Source organism: Leptotrichia rugosa, assembly GCF_041200005.1.
Classification (GTDB): Bacteria; Fusobacteriota; Fusobacteriia; order Fusobacteriales; family Leptotrichiaceae; genus Leptotrichia; species Leptotrichia rugosa.
Window position 1 is genome coordinate 1287173 of the sequence record NZ_CP165644.1, and the last position, 23757, is coordinate 1310929.

At 28.7% G+C, this 23757-nt stretch carries 24 protein-coding genes; 13 read left to right on the forward strand and 11 right to left on the reverse strand.

What is annotated here, in order from left to right; genetic code table 11:
- Window positions 1–194: 194 nt before the first annotated feature.
- The 3 genes from AB8B22_RS06320 (at window position 195) to pcp (ending at window position 2585) form a co-directional block, all read left to right on the forward strand.
- Window positions 195–875 (forward strand): DUF969 domain-containing protein, encoded by a 681-nt coding sequence (locus tag AB8B22_RS06320; protein ID WP_094080267.1) that lies wholly within the window; start codon window positions 195–197, stop codon window positions 873–875.
- Entirely contained in the window at window positions 875–1816 is a 942-nt protein-coding gene (locus AB8B22_RS06325) for a DUF979 domain-containing protein (RefSeq protein WP_369710480.1), read from the forward strand. The genes AB8B22_RS06320 and AB8B22_RS06325 overlap by 1 nt, the downstream gene beginning before the upstream one ends.
- Window positions 1817–1943: 127 nt before the next feature.
- The gene (pcp, locus tag AB8B22_RS06330; protein ID WP_146961140.1) at window positions 1944–2585 is read left to right on the forward strand and encodes a pyroglutamyl-peptidase I; all 642 of its coding nucleotides are present in this window, start codon (window positions 1944–1946) and stop codon (window positions 2583–2585) included.
- 373 nt (window positions 2586–2958) lie between these two features.
- On the opposite strand, the gene AB8B22_RS06335 is transcribed toward pcp, so the two are convergent.
- The 4 genes from AB8B22_RS06335 to AB8B22_RS06350 form a co-directional block, all read right to left on the reverse strand.
- A complete protein-coding gene (locus tag AB8B22_RS06335) occupies window positions 2959–3993 on the reverse strand; it encodes a hypothetical protein (protein WP_369710481.1) in 1035 nt (344 codons plus the stop codon).
- A gap of 345 nt (window positions 3994–4338) precedes the next feature.
- A complete protein-coding gene (locus tag AB8B22_RS06340) occupies window positions 4339–4926 on the reverse strand; it encodes a hypothetical protein (protein ID WP_369710482.1) in 588 nt (195 codons plus the stop codon).
- Window positions 4927–5049: 123 nt separating this feature from the next.
- Window positions 5050–5991 (reverse strand): helix-turn-helix transcriptional regulator, encoded by a 942-nt coding sequence (locus AB8B22_RS06345; RefSeq protein WP_369710483.1) that lies wholly within the window; start codon window positions 5989–5991, stop codon window positions 5050–5052.
- 66 nt (window positions 5992–6057) lie between these two features.
- Window positions 6058–7194 (reverse strand): hypothetical protein, encoded by a 1137-nt coding sequence (locus AB8B22_RS06350; RefSeq protein ID WP_369710484.1) that lies wholly within the window; start codon window positions 7192–7194, stop codon window positions 6058–6060.
- Between the two features lie 478 nt (window positions 7195–7672).
- Here AB8B22_RS06350 and AB8B22_RS06355 point away from each other — a divergent pair, with 478 nt between their 5' ends.
- Entirely contained in the window at window positions 7673–9115 is a 1443-nt protein-coding gene (locus AB8B22_RS06355) for an acyl-CoA dehydrogenase family protein (RefSeq protein ID WP_369710485.1), read from the forward strand.
- Window positions 9116–9208: 93 nt separating this feature from the next.
- On the opposite strand, the gene AB8B22_RS06360 is transcribed toward AB8B22_RS06355, so the two are convergent.
- Both AB8B22_RS06360 and AB8B22_RS06365 read right to left on the reverse strand, forming a co-directional pair.
- Window positions 9209–9766 carry an NADPH-dependent FMN reductase gene (locus AB8B22_RS06360; RefSeq protein WP_369710486.1) on the reverse strand — a complete coding sequence of 186 codons (558 nt, stop codon included), beginning with the start codon at window positions 9764–9766 and terminating at the stop codon, window positions 9209–9211.
- A 145-nt stretch (window positions 9767–9911) separates the two neighbouring features.
- Window positions 9912–10343 carry a MarR family winged helix-turn-helix transcriptional regulator gene (locus tag AB8B22_RS06365; protein WP_369710487.1) on the reverse strand — a complete coding sequence of 144 codons (432 nt, stop codon included), beginning with the start codon at window positions 10341–10343 and terminating at the stop codon, window positions 9912–9914.
- Between the two features lie 254 nt (window positions 10344–10597).
- On the opposite strand from AB8B22_RS06365, the gene AB8B22_RS06370 reads away from it, so the two are divergent.
- From AB8B22_RS06370 to AB8B22_RS06410, 9 genes are all read left to right on the forward strand, one after another.
- Window positions 10598–11005 carry a PhzF family phenazine biosynthesis protein gene (locus AB8B22_RS06370; protein WP_369710488.1) on the forward strand — a complete coding sequence of 136 codons (408 nt, stop codon included), beginning with the start codon at window positions 10598–10600 and terminating at the stop codon, window positions 11003–11005.
- 347 nt (window positions 11006–11352) lie between these two features.
- Entirely contained in the window at window positions 11353–12432 is a 1080-nt protein-coding gene (gene msrB, locus AB8B22_RS06375; protein WP_369710489.1) for a peptide-methionine (R)-S-oxide reductase MsrB, read from the forward strand.
- Window positions 12433–12456: 24 nt separating this feature from the next.
- The gene (locus AB8B22_RS06380) at window positions 12457–13095 is read left to right on the forward strand and encodes a cytochrome c biogenesis protein CcdA (RefSeq protein ID WP_094080258.1); all 639 of its coding nucleotides are present in this window, start codon (window positions 12457–12459) and stop codon (window positions 13093–13095) included.
- 108 nt (window positions 13096–13203) lie between these two features.
- Window positions 13204–13674: a redoxin family protein gene (locus AB8B22_RS06385; RefSeq protein WP_094080257.1), complete on the forward strand. Its 471-nt coding sequence runs from the start codon at window positions 13204–13206 to the stop codon at window positions 13672–13674.
- Window positions 13675–14457, forward strand: a complete 783-nt coding sequence (locus AB8B22_RS06390; protein WP_369710490.1) for a response regulator transcription factor — start codon at window positions 13675–13677, stop codon at window positions 14455–14457.
- Window positions 14454–16130, forward strand: a complete 1677-nt coding sequence (locus tag AB8B22_RS06395) for a sensor histidine kinase (protein WP_369710491.1) — start codon at window positions 14454–14456, stop codon at window positions 16128–16130. The genes AB8B22_RS06390 and AB8B22_RS06395 overlap by 4 nt, the downstream gene beginning before the upstream one ends.
- 327 nt (window positions 16131–16457) lie before the next feature.
- Window positions 16458–17633 (forward strand): hydroxymethylglutaryl-CoA synthase, encoded by a 1176-nt coding sequence (locus AB8B22_RS06400; RefSeq protein ID WP_369710492.1) that lies wholly within the window; start codon window positions 16458–16460, stop codon window positions 17631–17633.
- Between the two features lie 25 nt (window positions 17634–17658).
- Window positions 17659–18249 carry a sugar O-acetyltransferase gene (locus tag AB8B22_RS06405; RefSeq protein ID WP_369710493.1) on the forward strand — a complete coding sequence of 197 codons (591 nt, stop codon included), beginning with the start codon at window positions 17659–17661 and terminating at the stop codon, window positions 18247–18249.
- Window positions 18250–18347: 98 nt separating this feature from the next.
- Window positions 18348–19640, forward strand: coding sequence for a hydroxymethylglutaryl-CoA reductase, degradative (locus tag AB8B22_RS06410; protein ID WP_369710494.1), 1293 nt, complete (start codon window positions 18348–18350; stop codon window positions 19638–19640).
- A gap of 53 nt (window positions 19641–19693) precedes the next feature.
- On the opposite strand, the gene AB8B22_RS06415 is transcribed toward AB8B22_RS06410, so the two are convergent.
- From AB8B22_RS06415 to trmB, 5 genes are all read right to left on the reverse strand, one after another.
- Complete coding sequence (locus AB8B22_RS06415; RefSeq protein WP_369710495.1) at window positions 19694–19930, reverse strand: hypothetical protein; 237 nt, start codon at window positions 19928–19930, stop codon at window positions 19694–19696.
- Window positions 19931–20165: 235 nt separating this feature from the next.
- Window positions 20166–21791 carry a chaperonin GroEL gene (gene groL, locus AB8B22_RS06420; protein WP_094080250.1) on the reverse strand — a complete coding sequence of 542 codons (1626 nt, stop codon included), beginning with the start codon at window positions 21789–21791 and terminating at the stop codon, window positions 20166–20168.
- A gap of 63 nt (window positions 21792–21854) precedes the next feature.
- The gene (locus tag AB8B22_RS06425; protein ID WP_094080249.1) at window positions 21855–22118 is read right to left on the reverse strand and encodes a co-chaperone GroES; all 264 of its coding nucleotides are present in this window, start codon (window positions 22116–22118) and stop codon (window positions 21855–21857) included.
- Window positions 22119–22294: 176 nt separating this feature from the next.
- Entirely contained in the window at window positions 22295–22924 is a 630-nt protein-coding gene (locus AB8B22_RS06430; protein WP_369710496.1) for a hypothetical protein, read from the reverse strand.
- Window positions 22925–23085: 161 nt separating this feature from the next.
- Window positions 23086–23709: a tRNA (guanosine(46)-N7)-methyltransferase TrmB gene (gene trmB, locus AB8B22_RS06435; RefSeq protein WP_369710497.1), complete on the reverse strand. Its 624-nt coding sequence runs from the start codon at window positions 23707–23709 to the stop codon at window positions 23086–23088.
- Window positions 23710–23757: the final 48 nt, after the last annotated feature.

Here is a 23757-nt window from a genome sequence, read left to right on the forward strand (position 1 = left end):
CATTTTACTATGCAATCCTTTAAAATATTTAAAACTAATTTTATTGTCTATTTTTCAAAACTTAAAAAGCAGTATAAAATTAGAAATCTATTTTTTCTCTAAAACTATTGCATTTTCACTATTTCAAGGTAAAATCATATTAGGATTATATGATAATTTAAAAAAAATAATAAACTTTATTAGGAGGAATACTTATGAATTTATGGATACTTATTGGTATTGTTATTATTGTAGCGGGATTTTCTTTGAAGCTAGATGTGCTGGCTGTGGTGCTTACTGCTGGTATAGCTACTGGAATTGCTGCAAAAATGAATTTTTTTGAAATTCTTGGAATTATTGGAAAGGCTTTTGTGGATAATAGACTTATGTCAATTTTTTTGATTAGCTTGCCAGTTATTGCAGTGCTTGAAAGATATGGACTTAGAGAAAGAAGTGCAGCTTTAATTGAAAAATTAAAAAATGCAACTGCTGGTAGAATCTTAGGACTTTATATGGTAATCCGTTCGATTGCGAGTGCATTGTCAATTAGAATTGGTGGGCACATTCAGTTTATACGTCCTCTTATTTACCCAATGTCTGAAGCTGCTGCAAAAGCTCATAAAAATAAGGATTTATCAGAAAAGCAAACTGAAGAATTAAAAAGTTTAAGTGCTGCAATTGAAAATTATGGAAATTTCTTTTCACAAAACATATTTGTCGGTGCATCGGGACTTCTTTTGATTCAGACTACACTGAAGGAAAATGGATATGCTGTATCTTTGAAGCAATTGGCGCTATCTTCAATACCAATTGGAATAATTGCAATAATCTTTACTTTTATTCAAGTATATATTTATGACAAAAAAATAATTTTGAGCAAAGGAGGTAAAAAATAATGGAAATAAAAGTTCTTTTAAAACTTTTGACACAAATTATTTATATTCTTTGCGGACTTGTCAGTATAAGTACTGGAATTAGAGGATTGAAAAATGAAAAGGCAAAAATAGGAACATTTTTGTTTTGGACTATTCTTGGGATAATATTTATTTTTGGAGAAGCTATTCCATATAAGGTTACTGGCGGACTTCTTGTAATTCTTGCCATAATTACTGTAACAAAACAATTACATATTGGAAAATTTGAAAATATTTCTTCACAATTCAAAATCGCACAAAGTGAAAAATTAAAAAATAAAATTTTCATCCCAGCTGTATTAATTGGAATTGCCGCTTTTCTAATACTTCAATTTAAAATTGGAAAAACTGCTATACCACCCGCATTAGGTATCGGTGGAGGGTCACTTGTCGCTCTTCTAGCAGCTGCAATTATCATAAAACCAAAATTCAGCGAAACAAATGAAGATACTTCAAAACTTCTTATGCAAATTGGTGCAACTGCCATTTTGCCACAGCTTCTTGCTGCATTAGGTGCTGTATTCACTAAAGCTGGAGTTGGAAAAGTAATAGCCGCCAGCATTTCATCTGTTGTTCCAACTGGAAATATCTTTGTAGGAATCGTTATTTATGCTATTGGAATGGTTATATTCACTATGATTATGGGAAATGCCTTTGCTGCATTTTCAGTAATAACTGCAGGAATTGGAATCCCATTTATTATCAAAAATGGTGGAAATCCAGCTATTATTGGTGCTTTAGGAATGACCGCCGGCTATTGCGGAACTCTTATGACTCCAATGGCAGCAAACTTCAATATTGTCCCTGCTTCAATTTTGGAAATAAAAGATAAATATGGAATTATAAAAGTCCAAGCTCCAATGGCTTTATTACTGCTTGTAACACATATTATACTTATGCTGCTGTTATTTGGAGTAAAATAAAACTGAAAATACTATGTTTATTGAGATTTCTAAATTTTTACAAACAAGTAAATTAAAAAAAAATCTAGAAAGGAGAGTATGAAATTATAAATTCAATCTATTTTTATAAAATCATACAAAAAATACTATGAAAATATTAGTTACTGGCTTTGACCCTTTTGGAGGTGAGCCCATAAATCCTGCCATCGAATCAGTTAAAAAATTGCCTGATAATATTGCAGGAGCACAAATTATCAAATTGGAAATTCCGACAGTAAAAGGAAAATCTATTAAAAAAATTGAAAAAGCTATTGAAGAGCACAATCCAGATGTCATCTTGTCAATCGGACAAGCAGGCGGAAGATTTGATATTTCCGTTGAACGAGTTGGAATAAATCTTGATGATTTCCGAATACCTGACAACGAAGGAAACCAAACTATTGATGAGCCAATTTTTCCAGATGGAGAAAACGCATATTTTGTAGATCTGCCTGTAAAAGCTATGGTAAAAAACATACAAAAAAATAAAATTCCAGCTTCAGTTTCGTACACTGCAGGAACTTTCATCTGTAATCACGTTCTTTACGGTACACTTTATTTAATAAATAAAAAATATAAAAACAAAAAATCTGGATTTATCCATATTCCATTTTTACCAGAACAAGTTATTAATAAAAAAAATACACCATCAATGGAATTAAATACTATTGTAAAAGGTTTAATTGCCGCAATTGAAGCTATTGTAAAAAATGATAAAGATATTAAAGAAACTGGGGGAACTATTTGTTAGCAACATTCTTCTAAACATTTAGATATATTAAAAATAAAAAGCCTGCTTTTATTAAAAAAATTCTAAAGCAGGTTTTATTATTTATTTTTTACTTGTAAAAGGTAAACTTTCTTTTAAAAAACAGAAACTAAATTTTATTCATTTGCTGTTAAGAAGTCAAAATTTTATTGTCAATTTTCTTTTTAGCTATAACAAAAAACTCCAAATATTATATAGTTATTTTATCATATATTATTTAGAGATTTACACAAAAATTATTACATACTCAATTCCCCCTAAAGTCCATACTTCTAAAACCAATTAAGATAACTCCTTCTACTGATATTAATCCTTAAATTCAAGTATTTAATCTTCTAATAATTTGTATATACTATTATTCCTGTAACATCTCATCAAAAATTTCTTTTAAATCAATACTTTCAATAATTGATCGAAGAATTAATTTTTTTAGTTCTTCTGAAAAAATAACTTTAATATTTTCTTTTTTACATTTCTTAATTAATTTTGGATTTTCCTCTTTTTTTGCTGAAGTTATGACCAAAATTTTATCAATTAGTTTACCATTATTTTCCCATACATATTCCTCGGCTTTATTTATTTGCTTTATAATATTATCAATATTATTATCAGAAATCACATCGTTGTAATTTTTTACTTGCATAGCTATATTGTATTTTTCCAAATTTGAAAGTCCTGATATAGTTACCAAAATATCCGTCCCATGTTTTTCTTCTTTACTACCACCAATTCTTTCAATTTCATATCCAGGATAGATTTTTTCTAAAATATTTTTTATTACTTCTTCCCACTGAGAAGCTGTAAATTTTCGATTATATTCATCAATAACTTTTTCAGAAAATCCCTTTAAATCAAAATGAGATTTTACTTGTTCTGATACAATATTTTTTATATTTTCAATAACACTTGTTGATTCCCTATTTCCTTCTAAATTTCCCATAATTTTTTCAATATCTTCTGAAAAACGGCTAATATTCCAAAATCTATTTCTTGCTTTTAACGTACTTTGTATATTTCCAGAAACATCTTTTCCGTGTCTGTTAAAACATCCAATATATTTTGCAGGAAAAATATGTCCATAATCTTTCTTTTCATCATCAATCTCAAACTTATATCCTTTTTCTTTATCATCCCAATCATCAGTTGCTTCAACTATAGCAACACTACCCCAATCTGGTAATCTAGGTATTAGTAACATGTCTCCTTTTTTTACATTATGATACATGCTTAAATTTTTTCTAGCACCGCTGTCTTTTGTTTCAGGCAATTTTTGATTTTCAGCATACCCCCAACCTTGTCGTAAACGTCCTTGCTGTAATTCCTTAAAAAAGAAATCTTGATTCTTTACATCAATTCTGTAGCCCCAATAATTTTTTTCTCTATTTTCCATCTAAAATCCCTTCTTTCCTGTATTAATCCTATTTCTTCAATTTCCCATTCCTAACTACATACTCTGAACCTCCCACGACTAAAGTCGCAGGGTTCTAAAATCTTTAAAAGTATTTAAAAATTTTCTAAGAAGTTTGATAGCACAACAACTATCCTTATTCTTTTAGGCGTGTTCAGCTCGCCCCTATTGTATAGGACAACATTTAAGTCCACAACTTTACTTTTCTTTAGAATATTAATACTCCATTACAGTCTTCAATCAAAGATATTATATTATATATTCTACATTTTATCTACTAAAATTTTTCCATATGCTTACTAAATTTTCGTGCAATTTATCTCACAACTAAAGTTGCGAGTGTTCTTGCACTATTTCATAAACAGTAACCTCTATGCTTTCTTCATATTCTGGATTCAAAAGACAACACCAAATAATTGTTGCTTTCTCAAAAATATTTGACACAACTTCAACTATATCTCTTATTTGATGCAACGAAATTTCAGGTCCTCCTGTTATATTAATAAAGACTCTACCGTCTTTATTTTTTTGTAAAGTTTCCAATTTTGATTTCAAGTTTTCTAAAAATGTTTCAATATCTTTCAATTCTCCCACTTCAGAAACAAAAGAAACTTTTGACGTTTTTTCAAATAATACTTTTAGGTCATCTAGGTCAATATTTACTAGTCCTTCATTTATCAAACTACTGACTATTCCATTTAGACCTATTTTTATCTCTTCAGCAGTTTCACAATTTGTGATAAAATTTATTTTTGAATCAAACAATTCGGCATCGCCATTTCCAGTATCAAAAATTCCTATAAAATTATTTCTTTTAGCATCCTCAATTACTTTTAAAGCAATGTTTCTTTCATTTTCCAAATTCGTATTTAAAACTATAAAAATTGCATCTGTATTTTGAAAATCTATTCTCAAATTTTCATAATTATCTTTTGTTCCAATAATTTCTAAATTTTCATTTTCAACTACATCTAATGGTGCTTCTCCTAAATTGATTATTTTTATTTTTTCACAGTAATCCTCCTTAATTTCAATAATTTATTTTAAAATCTCAAATTTAATAACGTAATCTCCTTGACTTTTTAGCCACATTTCTGCTCCAAAACTTCCATAGACCTCAATTAAAACCGTATAAATTATATATTCTCCATTTTCTTTTTCATTTTTCTCCTCTTTTAATATTCTTGCAGTTGGAAATTTATCAAGAACGTATTCGATATAACCTTTGTACTCAAATTTAATTTTTGTGAGAGGTCCAGAATGCATAAAATGTATATATTTTCTAAATTCACCATCTTTAAATTTGTCAGAATAATTTAGGATTTTAAACTTCTTGCCTGTATTTTCTATCTTTTCCATTCTATCAATTCTAAAAATGGCAGGATATTCTTCTTTATTTTCAATATATCCAATTAGATAAAAATAATATTCAGAAAACATTATTGACAGTGGCTTTATTCTGTATTCTTTATATTGTTTATCTTTTTTTGTATAATTTAAATGCACCCATTCTTGGTTTTTTATACATTGCGCTAATTTCCAAATACTTTCGAGTAGTTTCTGTCCATGTTGTAAAGGAATATAATTCGCCTTTTCACTATTTATCAAATTTTTTATTATCTCCCTATCGTTTATTGAGGAATTATTAACTAGTTTCGTTATTAATTTTTCAGTTTCTTCTTTATTAAAAGCCCGACTTTCAAGGATAATTTTACTTATAGCCAAAAGTTCTTCGTTTGTAAAAGCTATCTTGTCATTCTTTTCAAGATAATAACCTTTTTTTGAACTAGAATATTTTATATCCGATTCACCTTCTTCAAAAAAATAATTCCTCAAAGTAGCTATATCTCGTTGTATCGTTTTTTTATCGACTCTAAATTCATTAGCTAAATCACTTCTATTCACTATCTCTTTTTGATTCAACCTTTTCATTATTTTTAATATTCTAATCGATTTTTCCTCAGAATTTTCATTTTTCATGATTAAGATTAAGCCTTTCTAAAAATTCTTCTCAACGTTTTAATTATACCTTGATTTATCACTTTTTCAAAATTTAAAACTTTTTCCTAATTTTTCTATTGCTTGAAATCTTTTCTTTAATCTCTTTTCTTCAAAATATTCTACATATTCCTCTCTTATGTCTCTACAATTTTTCATTTTATTAAATTTCTCAATTTTTTCCGTTATTTTATCAACCATTTTTTTTATATCTTTTAATGAACTATCTAGATTTACTGTAAAACACATTAATGGAATTTCATTATTTTCACAATCAATATCTTCATAATTAACTTCCTTAAAATTAGGAAATATATCTTTTAATTCTTTCTGAATTAATTTTATTGTCTTTTCTTCGATTTTATTATCATTAAACCATTTTAACAAAAAATAATTATTTGTTTTTTTATCTTCTACAATTAAATTTACACAAAAACATTCTATAAAAAATTCATGTTTCAACCATTTTATATAATCAAAACAACGATATACATCATAATCTTCAAATTTTTTATTTATATAACTTTCTAAAACTAAATATAAAGATAAATTTTCGTTAATATTTACACCGAAATTTTTCTTATTTTCTTGTTTAATTTGATTGTAATAACTGTCAAAAATACTGTCATCAATATATTTTTTTGAATTTTCAAATAAAGTTAAAAACTTTTCTTTATCGTATAAAATACTTATTTCCTCTACTTCTTCCTTTTCATACCTAGAAATTAAATCAGATGAAAAATGAACAATTTTTACATTATTCTCTTCGTTTTCTTTTAAATTCTCATATTTTTTTAATAATTTAATTAATTTCCCATTGTATTCATTAAAATCTTTTGAATACTCATAATAACTAAAATCTCTAAAATATATATATTTTCTGTTTCCATTTTGATTCCTATTTAAAATTAACAAAATCGGACAATCACCTAAAATTCTATCAATAAAACTTCCATTTTCAGAATAATAATTTTTATTTGAAAAATGTATCTCAATATCTTCTGTATCTAATTTTTCTTCTAAAATTTCCTCAATAAATTTTTTTGCCATATTTTTTAAAGCCATTTTACTGCTATTATTTGTAGTCTCAACATTTAACCATTTTATCATCCAGTACAAAAAAATATCGATATCAAACTCAGCGTTATAAAAAGCATCATTTTTAACTAATTTTACATTACTCATTTTCTCCATCTCCTCAACTTTATTTTTGTTATTTAATTATACTTTTTATATGAGACATCTTTTGTCCCTTTAGAATAAAAATTTATTTTTTCAAAAAAAATTATGTAATTTCCTAAATTTTCAGAATTTTAAATAATTTTAAATTTTTATTATATTCAGATTTTTCTTAAATTTTATAACTAAAATCATAAATTTCAATACTAAATGCAATGTTTTTTTAGATTTCCTCAAATTTAATTTCATTACTCCTATACTCAATTTTTTGTTATTTTCAGTATATTAAATTAATTTTTTCAGTCAATTAAAAAAAATATCTTTTTACGCTTCAATTCAAACTGTATTAAAGCAAATTATTAAAATAACTTTATTAATAAATTGTCATTTTTTTTCATTTATGTTATAATAACAACTGTTATATAAACAAATTATTTTAAAATCAAAATATTTTGATTTAAATTACTTACTTGGGAGGAGAGAAATGAATAAATTTATAAATGAAAATTTGCTAAAAATGAATACAGAAGAATTTCTGTCTAATATAAAGAAGGCTTTCAATGATGTTTTTTCAAATGGAAATATTGAGAAAATAAATTTAATGAACTATTTGTCAGAGAAGAAATGGTTAAGTATAAAAAAATGTGGACTTTTACTGCCCTTTCTACCAGAAAAATTTGGAGGAAGAAAAAATAGTCAGCTTGAAATTCAGGAAGTGCTTAGAATTGCTGGGAACTATGGCGTACCGGTTACACTTAGAACAGGAATTGAAGGGGCATTAGTATTACAACCGCTTGTTGAATATGGGAATGAGGAGCAAATTGAAAAGGTCTTGAAAATGATATTTAACGGAGAAGGTGGAGGACTGGCTATAACAGAGCCTGAAACTTCTGGATCTGCCATAGCAAAAGAAATGCAGTCTTACTATGAATATGTTGATGAAAATACAATTCATGTTAAAGCTGATAAATATTGGCAAGGAAATTCTCAAAGTGATTTTTTATTAATTGCAGCAAAGGAAAAGAAAGAAGGAAAATTATCAAAAGTAATTAGCTTAATTTTAGTTCCAAGAGAATATATAACTTATGATGTGCTAAATTCGGAAGGTTTAAAAGCAGTAAGATATGCTGTAAATCATGTTGATACAAAGATTCCTGCAAAATATATAATAAAACTTTCAGAAAGCAGGGCACATTGTCTTAGAGAATTTCAAAATATCTTTATAAGAAGTCGATTGCAACTAGTTGGAATGACACATGGAATTATGGAATATATTGTAAAAAATATAAATAAATTTGCTAAAAAAGAAATACCATTTGTTCAAAATGAATTAGATGAAATCGAAAATACTTACGATGTATCAAAAATTATGTATAGCTATACTTGCAATAATGTCTCTCCAGATAAGTCTGTTTCAGATAAATTAATGGAAGCAAATATTATAAAGAGCCTTGCTACTGAATATACTTACAAGGCAGCGAGAATCGCACAAAAACTTCTAGGGGCAAAAGGATTTGAAGCTGGGCATCCAATGAGTAATGTGGCAATTGACTTTAGACCATTTACTATCTTTGAAGGTCCAAATGATATGCTTTATTCAGAAATTTATGATCAGTTTTCAAAAGCTACGGCTGTGGAAAAGAAGGAGGGAATCCGAATTAATAAAAATTCTACGATTTATGAAAGATTTATTTTGGATAAACGATTTGAAAATATATCTGTAAATAATATTGTTAATAAAGTAGACGATTTAATCAGTTTTCTAAAACATCATACATTAAATGAGATGGATCAGATAAAAAAAGTTTTTGTTGGGAAAATACTAGCAAGATTGTTTCTTTTAATTCAAACAGAATCAGATAATTTAATAAAATTTTTGATAAGGGATATTAGAAAAGATATTTTAGATTTTGAATATAACAGTTAAATTAATAAAAAAAGAAGGATAATTCATAAAAGCTATTCTTCTTTTGTTTTTTTCTTTAATAAATTAAATATCAAATTTTCTCAAAATTCAAGTCTATTTAATAAATTCCAAAAATTCTTTTACTTGTTTTTTCAAGGCTTCTTTATGCTCATCAGTCAAATTCAATATTCCTGTTCTCCATGCTTCTGCTGGTATGATTAACCCTGTTCCAGTTCCTTCCATTGGATTCATACGGATATATGAAAATAATGTTGAAAGATTTTGTCTTAAAAATTTTCCTGCAGTTGAACCTGCAATACTACTTACAGTTACTGGCTTTCCTGTTATTACTGTTGGTGTTTCCCTATCAAAAGCCACTAACGGACGAGATAGCCAATCCAATAAATTTTTTAATACAGCTGGGTAAGAACCATTATATTCTGGCGAAACTACCCACACAGCATCTGCTTTTCCAACTTGGTCACGAACATCTTTAACTGATTGAGGTGCTGGAAATTCTGTATCTTGTTCCAATAATGGTACATTTCTATAATCTAAAAATTCCACATTCACATCCTTTTTCAATTCTTTTGCAATATAATCCGCAATTATTTGATTAAATGAATTTTTTCTAAATGATCCTACGATTAATAATACTGTTTTTTTTGACATTTTATTTTCCTCCAATTTTTGTTTTTTAATTTATAAATTACACTATCTAATACAACAATTTTTAAAATTTTTCAATTTATATCTATTTTTAATTCCTTCAAATTTTATAACAATCTGCTTTGACTTCTTCATTAAGTTACTAATTCTAAATATCTTTAAATTTTTTCAAAATCCTGATTAACTCTCGCCTTTCCTCATCCGAAAGAATTCCATAGGTCTCCTCTATTTCCTTACGATGCTCTGGTAAAAGATTCTCAAATAATTTTTTCCCTTCATCTGTCAGCCCTACCAAAAATACACGTTTATCTTTCGGACAAGATTTTCGGTATAACCAGCCTTTTTGCTCCATATTTTTCACAACAACCGTCATATTCCCCGAAGTAGAAAGCACCTTTTCAATCAATTCACAAATACGCATCTCACCTTTAGTATAAAGCACATCTAAAACGCTGAACTGCGAACTCGTAATCCCTTTTTCCCGAAAATCCTTTCCAATTTTGCCATCAATTTTTCTCACAGCCCTCTGCAATACAATCTGCAAATGGATATCTGAATTCCTTTCCCAGTCAGTATTCATAGTTTTCTCCTCCTAATTTATCACTAATTAGTAATAATTTATTTTATCACTAGTTAGTGATATTGTCAAGTGAATTTTATTTTTATTTTAAAATATTTTATCTATAAATTATTTTATTCAATATTATAATTTATAGCATTGTAAACAAAAATTCATTTAAACCTTTAATTTTTCCCCATTTTACTATACAATATTCTGAAGTATTCAAAACTAATTTTTTAAGTTTTATGTAAAAATAAACAGAAAGGAAAAATATGAAGCAATATATTGTAGACGCCTTTACAGATACAGTTTTTAAAGGAAACCCTGCTGCTGTATGCATTATGGATTCTTGGATAGATGACGACTTGATGCTTTCGATTACAAGAGAGAATAATTTATCAGAAACAGCTTTTGCTGTAAAGGAAAATGAGAAATATAGATTGCGTTGGTTCACTCCTGGCGGAGAAATCGACCTTTGTGGACATGCTACTTTGGCGACAGCTTTTGTGATAACTAATTTTTATGAAAAAAATATTGATAAAATCGTGTTTGACACATTGAGTGGCGATTTAATTGTTCATACTTTACAATGTTATTTAATATCATTTTATTTATTACATTACTTCCTGTTTTTCCCAAAGCCACTATTTTTACTTTTACAGCATTTAACGTATTTTTAATATCAGTCCCCCGACCTCTGTGTTCCTACAAGCGATGTTACCCACTATTCTTCCTCCTAGATAATCTATATTTCAAGACACTATTTATTAATATTTTTCTTTAATCTATTTTTTAATTATAGTTCTTTAATATATCACAAGACCCTTTATTTTTTATTTTAAAAATATTGATTTTATATTTTAACTTAACACTTTTTTAAAATTATATTAAATTTGATTAGTAAATAAACAAATATTATAAAATTATAGAAAAATATTACTATATTTCATTTTTTTTTATCAATTTTTGGGCTATACTATTCTTGTAGATACAAAAAATATTTAAATATAAATCGGGAGGCGGTTTTATGAAATCTAGAAGTCTACTATTATTTTTAATACTATCTTTAGCTTTATTTTCAGTAGTATTGTCAAATAAAAATAAAAATCGTAAAAACAGAAATGAAAATAAAACAAAAAAAGAAAATATGATTCAGGCAGGAAACGAAAACATCAGGGAAATCTATCTTGCTGGCGGGTGTTTCTGGGGACTTGAAGCATATATGGAAAGAATCGACGGGGTAAAGGATGCTACAGTTGGCTATGCGAATGGGAAAACTGAAAAAACGAGTTACAACATTGTCGCATCAACGGATCATGCAGAAACAGTTCACGTAAAATATGACGCAAACAAAATTTCTTTGAGCAAGCTACTTAAATATTATTTTCAAGTTGTAGATCCTACTAGCATTAATCAGCAGGGAAATGATAGAGGTAGACAATACAGAACAGGGATTTATTATACTAATCCCGAAGATAAAAAAATTATTTTACAGGAAATTGAAGAAGAGCAGAAAAAATATACAGATAAAATTCAAGTTGAAGTTCAGCCTTTGAAAAATTATATTCTCGCAGAAGAATACCATCAGGACTATTTAAGAAAAAATCCTAACGGATATTGTCACATTGATATTACTAAAGCAGATGAAGTTATCATTGATCCAAAAGATTATCCAAAACCAAGTGACGAAGAATTGAAAAAACGGCTTACTCCTCTGCAATACAGCGTTACACAGAAAAAAAATACTGAACATTCTTTTTCAAATGAGTACTGGGACAATCATGAAGCTGGAATTTATGTGGACATAACAACAGGAGAACCATTATTTTCCTCAAAGGATAAATATGATTCTGGCTGTGGCTGGCCAAGTTTTACAAAACCTATTTCAAAAGATGTTGTAACTTATGCAAATGATACAAGTTTTAATATGGTAAGGACAGAAGTGCTTAGTCGAAGCGGAAAAGCCCACTTGGGACATGTTTTTGATGATGGACCTAAAGATAAAGGCGGGCTTCGTTATTGTATAAACAGTGCTTCAATTAAATTTATCCCATTAAAAGATATGGAAAAAGAACATTACGGATATTTAATAAAATTAGTTCAGTAAAATGAACAAGATAGGAGATAATTTATGTTTAATCAGCCATTACTGGTAGGAAGTGTATTTTTAGGAGGGGTAGCAAGTTTTCTATCTCCATGTATTCTTCCCATTGTTCCTGTATATTTGGGAATTTTAAGCAAAGGAAAAAAAACTGTGCTTAATACCTTTTTATTTATTTCAGGTCTTTCACTTACTTTTGTAAGTATAGGCTTTAGTTTTAGTTTCCTTACGGGAATATTCTTTAATGATGCCATAAAAGTTTTGGCAGGAATAATTGTAATAATACTGGGATTACATCAGACAGGAATTTTAAAATTTAACTTTTTAGAAAAAAATAAATCTGTAAATTTGGATTTAATTGGTAAAAATTCTTCATTACAGGCTTTTTTGCTAGGACTGACATTTAGTCTAGGGTGGACTCCATGTGTAGGTCCTATTCTTGCCTCAGTGCTAGCTCTTGCAGGGGAAAAAGGATCTGCTGTCTATGGAGGGTTAATGATGTTTATATACGTCTTAGGGCTTGCCACTCCATTTGTTCTATTTTCCTTTTTCTCTCAGAAATTATTAAAAAAAGTACGAGCTTTAAATCAATACACAAACTATTTTAAAATCTTTGGAGGATTTCTAATTATATTTATGGGAATTTTGCTAATAATGAATAAGTTTTAGTAATTTTATTTTTAAAATTTATAAAACAATTAGTAATCAAAATAACTTAAAAAAATAATTACAAAAAATATTTTAAATTTGCTATAATACAGAAAGGAAGTAATTTTTATGAAAAAATTAATTGCAACAATTGTAACTTTGTTGAGTTTGGGATCGATTTCATTTGGAAATACATTGCAAGGAGTTCAGTTAAAGGACATTAATAATAAACCTGTTTCCCTTAACAAGTACAAAGGTAAGAAAATATATATTAAAATGTGGGCTTCATGGTGTCCTATCTGTCTTTCGGGATTAAGCGAAATTAATTCTTTAAGTGCAGATAAAAGTAAGAATTTTACAGTTATAACAATTGCTTCTCCGGGACAAAAAGGAGAAAAACCAACAGCTAAATTCATTCAGTGGTATAAAGGGCTTAACTATAAAAATATTACTGTATTGCTGGATGAAAAGGGAGAAGTGCTAAAAAGGGCAAAAGTTTTAGGATATCCTTCAAATATTGTACTGGATGGGAACTTGAATATTGTTAAAACTTTGTCGGGACATTTGACTGCCGCACAAATTAAAGGAGCTGTTAAATAAGTGTATAGTATTTTAATAATTGATGATGAACCGATTATAAGAAGAGGTATTAAAACCTTTATTGATTTTGAAAAATATAAGATAAGTGATGTTTATGAGGCAGAAGATGGTAATTCTGCCTTTAAGACTTTTTCTGAAGTATTGCCTGACCTTGTCTTGCTGGATATAAATATTCCCTTTAAAAATGGGCTGACTCTTGCCGAGGAGATGAAAGAGCTGAAAAGTGATGTTAAAATAGCCATTATTTCTGGATATGACTATTTTGAATATGCTCAAAAGGCTTTAAAAATCGGAGTTGAAGACTATATTTTAAAACCTGTTTCAAAGACAGATATAAATGAGATAATTTCAAAACTTATCTATAAGCTGGAAGAAGATAGAAAATATAACGAAGCAAGAAAAATTATTAATAAAATTAGCCAAGCTGAGAAGTCTGATAAAAATATTTCTCATAGCAAGTATAAAGATATTTTAACAAAAAAAATTGAAGAAAAATACAGTGATATTTCCTTTAACTTAAATTCTCTGGCGGACGAAATGAATTTGTCTTCTGGATATTTGAGTTCACTTTTTAAAAATTTGTTTGGTATTCCTTTTCAGGACTATTTGAATAATATGCGAATGGAAAAGGCAAAGCTGCTGCTTTTGACAACAGATCTGAAAAATTATCAAATTGGAGAACTTGTAGGAATGGAAAACTTTAATTATTTCAATTCAAAATTTAAAAAAACTTTTGGAATGACACCGAAAGAATTTAAGAAAAGCGTGCTGGAGAAACTATGAAATTAAAAAGAACTATGAAAAACTCGATGCTGCTTCAGCTGTTTTTTTATTATATTATTGGAAATCTTCTGTTTGTACTTTTTTTAAGCAGTATTTTTTACTATACTTCAAAATACATCATAATGAACAAGGAAATTGAGTATACTAACGAAAATGTTATAAGTACATCCCGTTATATTACACTCTATGCAGATAAATTGAAAAATATAATTAATCTCTTGTCTGTTGATGCCGATGTTAGAAATTTTTTAATATCAGGAAATGAAGATTCAAAAAAGAGCATTGAAAAAATGATTTATTCGATTCTTGATAGTAATAAAGGAATTAAAAATATTACTGTAATCGGAAAAAATGGTAACATTGTATCCAGTGACAAAAATAATGATATGAAAATATCAGAAAATATGATGAAAGAGAAATGGTATGTCGATGCTATAAACAATTCAGATATGCCCGTTTTTAATCCCAGCAGAAAAAATTCCACCTCCTCTATGAATTCAGCTCTCTGGTTTCTGTCAATCAGCCGTGACATAAAAAATTCAAAGGGAGAAAATCTTGGTGTTATTGTTTTTGACATTAAATATGAAATTCTTGAAAGATATTTAAATTCCATTTCTTTCGGAAAACAAATCGACAATATTATAGTAGACAAAAACAACAATATTATTTACTATAAAGATGTGAAATGCTTTGCTGATAAAAAATGTCTTGAAAAATTTTCAGAAAAGAATAAAAATAAAGATACATACTTATACGAAACACAGATTGAGAATACAAACTGGAATTTAAGAAGCCTTGCAAACACAAATGACTTAATTACCTTAAAGAAAAATTTTTCTCACATAGTTATTATCATTTTCCTAGTTTCATTAGCTTTTTCCTCTATTATTACATTTATCGTAATAACAAAGATTCTAAGACCTTTAATAAAACTGGAAAATCATATGCAAAACTTTGAAAATAATCTACGGGAATTTCATTTAAGTGAAAAAACAGGCTATGAAATTCAGAACCTTGTAGAACATTTTAATGTAATGGTTGAAAAAATAAAATATTTGCGGGAATATGAAATAAAGGCTCTCCACAGCCAGATTAATCCCCATTTTCTATACAACACGCTAGATACTATAATTTGGATGGCAGAATTTGAAGATAATGAAAAAGTAATCAGCATTACAAAATCACTTGCAAACTATTTTAGGCTTTCCCTTAGCAACGGACACGAAAAAATATCGTTAAAAGATGAAATTATGCACACTAAAGAATATTTATTCATACAAAAGCAGAGATATGAAGAAAAACTTTCCTATTTTTTCAACATAGAAGATGAAAGCCTTCTTTCCATTGAAGTTCCAAAAATAATAATCCAGCCAATTGTAGAAAACTCCATCTATCACGGAATAAAAAATCTTTCTGGAAACGGAATCATCACAATAGACGTTTACAGACAAAACAGCACTGTCAATATCTCTGTCAAAGACAACGGAATAGGCTTTGAAAAAGCTAAACAGTTCAAAAAAAGCAAGACAGGCGGTGTAGGAATAAAAAATGTCGATAAAAGAATAAAATTCTATTACGGCAAAAATTACGGAGTATTTATAAATAAAGACAGCAAGACCAAAGGAGCAGAAGTAGTTATAAAAATTCCTGAGAGTGTCCATAATTTTGTGTAAATGTATGTATAAATCCAGCAATATAAGAATTCTCTAGTTTATTTACACAAAAAAGTTTACACTCTCATTTTCTATAAAACTCTTTATTTATCGAATAAAATAAATAAACTAACTTTTTATAAAAAAATTTTTTAATATTATTTCAAACTCTTTAAAAATCATTTATTCAGACTTTAAAGTTTTTCTCTTGCAAATGTTCCATCTTGTCTAAGAATATATTTGATATTTCATTTTTTTTGTAGTAAAATATAATAAATGCTTACAAAATACATTTTAAAAAACTTAAAATTTAAAATATAAATAATACAACGAAAGGGTGAATTTCATATGAAAATTGGAATAGATAAAATTGGATTTGCAATGCCTAATTTCTTTTTGGATATTAGAGATTTAGCGTTATCTAGGGAACAAAATGAAAATAAGTTTACAAAGGGACTGCTGCAAAGTGAAATGTGTGTTGCTCCAATTACTCAAGATATTGTAACATTGGGAGCTAGTGCTGCAGACAAAATTTTGAGCGAAAAGGATAAAAAAGACATTGATTTAATAATAGTTGGAACGGAATCGGGGATTGACCAGAGCAAATCTGCTGGAATTTTTATTCACCATTTACTTGAAATTCAGCCTTTTGCAAGATGTGTTGAAATAAAAGAGGCTTGCTACGGCGCAACTGCTGCACTAAATTTTGCAAAGAATCACATTTTAGAAAATCCCGAATCAAAAGTTTTAGTCATAGCTTCGGACATCGCCAAATACGGCATTGGTACTGCTGGAGAATCCACTCAAGGTGCGGGAAGTGTAGCACTGCTTATAAAAAAAGACCCCAAAATTGCTGTTTTGAATGATGACAGCGTCTGTCAAACAAGGGATATAATGGATTTTTGGCGTCCCAATTATGCTGACTTTCCATTTGTTGATGGACATTTTTCTTCAAAACAGTACTTGGACTTCCTTACTACAACTTTCTGCGAATACAAAAAACGCCACAATAAAAATTTACTTGATTTTAACGCCTTCTGTTTCCATTTGCCTTTCCCAAAACTTGGACTGAAAGGTTTAAATTCACTTTTTTCAAAAACTGAAAATTTGACAAAAGAAAAAAAATTAGAATTTTTAGATAATTTTTATTCTTCAATAATTTACGGCAAACGAATTGGAAATATTTACACAGGCTCTCTCTATTTAAGCTTACTTTCATTACTGGAAAATTGCCAAAATTTAAAATCTAACGATGTAATCGGAATGTACAGTTACGGAAGTGGTGCAGTTTGTGAAATTTTTAGTATTACGCTTGTCGATGGATTTAAAAATCAGTTGACAAACGATAGAATTAAGGATTTTGACAAAAGAAAAAGACTCAATACTTCTGAATATGAAAAAATGTTTTTTGAGCAAATAAAACTTGATAAAGATGGAAACAGTATTAATTTGCCACAAGATGACAGCCTTTTTTATTTGGAAAAAATTGAGAATCATAAAAGAATTTATAAAAAAATAAAATAAATTTATCTGGAAGGAGTAAATTAATATGAATTTAGAGGAACAACGAAAGTTTATTTTATCAGGAAAAGTCTATAACGATTTAACGCCGGAACTTGTAAAAGCTAGAGAAAATACTGTTTTTTTGACAAATAAATATAACGAAAGTTTTGGAAAGCCATCTGAAGAGCGTGAAGCAATCTTAAAGGAACTTTTAAAGTCAATTGGGAAAAATGTGCATTTTGAGCCAACATTTCGATGTGAATTTGGATTTAATATTACAATTGGAAATAACTTTTATGCAAATTTTGACTGTGTAATGCTTGATGGTGGCGGAATTGAAATCGGAAACAACGTACTTTTTGGTCCAAGAGTAGGAATTTACACTTCAAATCATAGTATTGATGTAGAAGAGCGAATAAATGGAGGCTGCTATGCCAAACCTGTAAAAATCGGCAATAATGTCTGGATTGGTGCAGGAGTCCACATTAATCAAGGAGTTACAATCGGAAACAATACTATTATTGGCTCTGGAAGCGTTGTCACAAAAGATATTCCAGATAATGTAATTGCAGCAGGAGTGCCGTGCAAAGTTATCAGAAAAATAACAGAAAAAGATAAAACTGGTTACAAGCCTTAAAATTTAAAACATATATTCACTCAGGTATTAAAATTTAACAATCTTTTAAGTGCTTGGGTTTTATTATAAACTCTAAATGGAAGGAACTAATTTTTAATATGAAAAAAGAAAATCAGAAAAAATTAAAATGGCTCGGATTTCAAAAAAAAGAACGGATTGAAAGAATACAGATGTTAAAGGACAATGGCTATTTAACTGATGAATTTGAACAAATTTTGAAAAAAAATGAAAATTTATCACTGGAAACTGCAAATCAGATAACTGAGAACAACATCGCAACTTTTTCACTGCCAATGGGAATTGCACCAAATTTTTTAATTGACGGAAAAGAATATGCCGTTCCGATGATTACTGAAGAACCGTCTGTAATCGCCGCTGCAAGTTATGCTGCAAAAATTGTTGCGAAATGTGGAGGTTTTAAAACGACTGTTTTAGATAGAAAAATGATTGGAGAAATTGCGCTTTACGATATAATTGATTTTGAAAGAGCTAAAAATTTGATTTTGAAAAATGAAGATAAAATTTTAGAAATGGCAAACGAAGCTTATCCATCAATTGTAAAAAGAGGTGGAGGTGCGGTTTGTCTGGAAATTAAAAAATTGGAAGAATTTTTGGTTGTCTATTTGACTGTTGATGTAAAAGAAGCAATGGGTGCAAACATCTTAAATACGATGCTAGAAGGAATTAAGCCACTGCTTGAAGAACTTACAAATTCAACTGCACTAATGGGAATTTTATCAAATTATGCAACGAAGTCTTTAGTTACCGCCACTTGCGAAATAGACTCTAAATTACTTGGTGGAATTCATGTGGCAAAAAAAATCAGCTTAGCTTCTAAATTTGCTAAAATTGATACTTATAGAGCAGCTACTCACAACAAGGGAATTTTTAACGGAATTGATGCCGTGGTTATCGCGACTGGAAACGACTGGCGTGGAATTGAAGCAGCAGGACATGCTTTTGCAGCAAAAAATAGAAAATATGAAGGACTTACAACTTGGATTTTTGATGAAAAAATTGGAAAATTAAAAGGAGAATTAACACTTCCTATGCCTGTTGCAAGTGTTGGTGGTTCCATCGGCTTAAATCCAAGTGTAGCCGCAGCTTTTAACATTTTAAAAAAACCAAATGCTATAGAATTAGCCAAAATAATAGTTTCGGTTGGACTTGCACAAAATCTTGCCGCTATAAAGGCGCTTGTTACGACTGGAATTCAAAAAGGACACATGAAATTACAGGCCCGTACTCTGGCTTTATTTTCTGGAGCAAAAGACTGTGAAGTCGATTTAGTTGTAAATAGAATTTTAGAAAAAAAGATTATAATTAATTCTGAAAATATAAAAAAAATTTTAAAAGAAATTAGGAATATATACAAAAAAAACTACACATAAATTAAAGAGTGTAGTTTATTTTTAAACTTTAAACATCCTAATTTTATATATTTTTAATAAAGATATGTCGAAGTTGTATAGTACAGTTTTCTATTTCCTTGACCTTCAAAGTAAACTCTATAAACAGCTCCATATCTAAATCCTTCAAAAGGATAACCTCTGAATGTAAATTTTTTACCGCTTTCTAAACTTACACAACTATCTTCAGATGTTATGCTACATCTTTCTACATATCTTGAAAACCCAATTACACTAAATAACAAAAATGCTCCGAATATTAATTTTTTCATAATATATCACTCCTTAAAATTGTATTTTTGCTACATATTTTAATTAGGATGCTTTCTAATATATTATTTTCTTTGTGAAAAAAAAATTATATATTTCACTAATAGTTTAACCCATTAAAATTTGTTTTTAATTATTTTATCATTAATTTTATTATAAAATAATTAAAAATCACAGTTATTAATTTTTTAACTGTGATTTATTCTTAACTTTAAATTATTTATATTTTTAAGATTATTACATCATTCCTGGCATTCCCATTCCATTTGGCATTCCTGCACCTGCATGACTTTCTTCTTTTTCATTTGCAACCGCTACTTCTGTTGTAAGTAAAACTGAAGATACTGAAATAGCATTTTGGATTGCTGAACGAGTTACTTTGGCTGGGTCAATTATTCCAGCTTTTACCATATCTACATATTCTTCTTTTGCAGCGTCAAAACCTATTCCATTTTCAGAGTTTTTAACTTTTTCAATTACAACTCCAGCATCAATTCCAGCATTTACAACAATTTGTCTAAGTGGTGCAAATAAAGCTTTTTTAACTATCTCTACTCCTAATCCTTCTTCACCGTCTAACTTAAAGTCTTCAATCGCATTTGCAATTTCAATTAAAACTGTTCCTCCACCAGCTACAATTCCTTCTTCAACTGCCGCTTTTGTTGCATTTAGCGCATCTTCTATTCTCAATTTTCTCTCTTTCATTTCAGTTTCTGTTGCAGCACCAACTTTTATCACTGCAACTCCGCCTGCAAGTTTTGCTAGTCTTTCCTGTAATTTTTCCCTATCATAGTCAGATGTAGTTTCTGAAATAGAATTTTTAATCTGTCCAACTCTTGCGCTAATTTCAGATTTTTTACCCATTCCATCCACAATTACTGTATTGTCTTTCGTAATTCTAACTTTTTTAGCTTGTCCTAAGAATGTAATATCAGCTTCTTCCAATTTTATTCCCTTTTCTTCAGAAATAACTTCTCCACCTGTTAAAATTGCTATATCTTGTAACATAGCTTTTCTTCTATCTCCGAAAGCTGGAGCTTTTACAGCAGCCACATTTAATGTTCCACGAAGTTTATTTACAACCAATGTTGCAAGTGCTTCTCCTTCAACATCTTCAGCAATTATAAGCATTGGTCTGCTTGTTTCCACTGTTTTTTCCAAAATTGGAAGCAATTCTTTCATATTTGATATTTTTTTGTCTGTTATAAGGATGTAAGGATTGTCCATTTCTACGACCATTCTTTCAGAATCCGAAACCATATATGGTGATAAGTAACCGTTGTCAAACTGCATTCCTTCCACCACTTCTAAAGTTGTGTCAAGCGAACGAGCTTCTTCAACTGTAATTACTCCTTCTTCTCCAACTTTTTCCATCGCCTGTGCAATCAATTTTCCAATTTCCTTATCTCCCGCTGAAATTGCTCCAACTTGTGCAATTTCTTCATTTGCCTCAACTTTTTTAGCCTTTTTAGAAAGCTCTTCAATCACTTTTTTTGAAGCCTGTTCCATTCCACGACGGATAAATACTGGATTTGCTCCTGCTGAAACCATTTTTAGTCCTTCTTTTATCAAAGCTTGAGCAAGCACTGTTGCTGTAGTTGTCCCATCTCCTGCCACATCGTTAGATTTTGTTGCAACTTCTTTTACAATTTGTGCTCCAAGATTTTCGATTGGATCGCTTAATTCAATTTCTTTTGCGATTGTAACACCGTCATTTGTAATCATTGGCGCTCCAAATCCTCTATCTAATACAACATTTCTTCCTTTTGGTCCAAGTGTTATTTTTACAGCATCGGCAAGTGTATCAACACCTACTTCTAGTGATTTTCTAGCTTCTTCATTAAATTTTATTATTTTTCCCATTTTATTTTCCTCCAAATTATTTATTATAAATCAAAAATTCAAATTTTAAACACCTTTATGTCTTTATTCAACAATGGCAAGTACATTATCTTTTTCTAAAATTAAATAAGTTTCTTCCCCATCTTTAACTTCAGTTCCTGCATATTTTTCAAAAATAACCTTATCTCCAACAGAAACTTCCTCAATTTTTTTTCCAACTGCCAAAACTTCTCCAATTATAGGTTTTTCTTTTGAAGCTGTTCCCGGCAGTACAATACCGCTTTTAGTTACTTCTTCTTGTTCAGTTTGTTTTATTAAAATTCTTTTTCCCAATGGTTTAATTTTCATTTCTTTACCTCCTAAAATATTGTGTATCTTTTTAGCACTCTTTATTCTTGATTGCTAATATATAATAATACATTTTTAAAAATTTTTCAAGTTTTTTTTTATAAAAAATCTAAAATTTTATTTAAAAAATAAAAAGTACATCTTAAACTCATATTTAAAATGTACTTTAAAAATGTCTATTTCTTATAATTTTCTCTAATTTCTTTTAAAACTTTTTGGATTTCTGCATTGGAATATTTTCTTGTTTCAATTCCATCGGTACTAGTTTTCACTATAAGTGTTTCATTGCTTTTTATTTTCTGAGATTTATTTTTTGCAAAATATTCCGCCCTTATATTTTTTAGAGCTTTTCGAGCTCTTGCTCGGTCCTTTGCCGTAAGCTCAGATTTTGCCACGACATTTGACACAGGTTCGTAAACAACCATAGGTTTTACTTCTTTTCTTGCATTTGCTATAACTTGTTTTACTTTTTCATTATCCTTTTCTTGTGAAGTCATTTTTTTCTTTGCTTGTGGTACGACATCTTTTTGCTTTTTTAAGTTATCTTCAACGACTCTTATTTCTTTTTTATTTTTTTCTGCCTGCTCTTGAACTTGAGCAGCCAACTTTTCTTCTTGAGCTCTTTGCTGTGCTAATTCTTGCTCTTTTTGCGCCTTTTGCTGTGCTCTTTCCAGTTCCAACTTTATCTTTTGCTCTTTATAATAATTATCTCTTGCTTGTTTTAATATCACATTTGTACCAACTGCTAACAGTGGTATTCCTACTATCAAACTACTTATCAAAATTAATTTTTTTTTATTTTTCATAAAAACCTCCAGATTTATTTTCTCTAATAAAAACTATCTAAAAACCTTCCTAACTACTATTATACTATTATTTTCACAAATATTCAAGGAAATTTTTTTATTTTGTTAGAATTAACCTAAATTCTTTTTGAAAAATAAACTTTATTTTTAAATTTTTAACTCTAATTTCTTTGTATTTCAATATATTTAATATTCATATTATGTTTACTCAAAAACATCTGTTCAAACTCTGTCTTTATATTTTGCTGTGCTTTTTCCGAATTATGCAAATCATCCGTATGAAAAATGACTTCATAATTTTCAAGATTTTCAACTAACTTCAAAACATCTCTGTAATACTGCTCATAATCCGTTTTAAAAAACAATTTCCCTTTTGACTTTAACACAACATCTAATTTTTTGAACAAATCTTCGCTAATCACCCTTTTTTTCTCTTCACCTTCCCAAGGATCTGGAAAATTTATATAAACTCCCGAAATTTCTTTTTCACCAAAAAATTCTAAAATTGTTTCCCCCCTTTTTCTCAGAAAAAGTATATTTTTTAAATTTCTTTTAGTAGCTTTTTTTGCTCCCAAAACAAGTCTTTTAAATCGCAATTCAAGTGCAATATAGTTTCTATCTGGAAATTTTTGTGCATTCTGAACTGTAAAATTCCCACTTCCACAACCGATTTCCAAATATATGTCATTTTCATTTTTAAAAAACTTATTCCATTTTCCACGAAACTCATTTACTTTTTCGTTGTCGTACATTAAATATTCAGGATAATCCAACATTTCACACATATATTTGTTATAATTTTTTTTAGGTTTTTCAAAAAAATATTTCCAAAT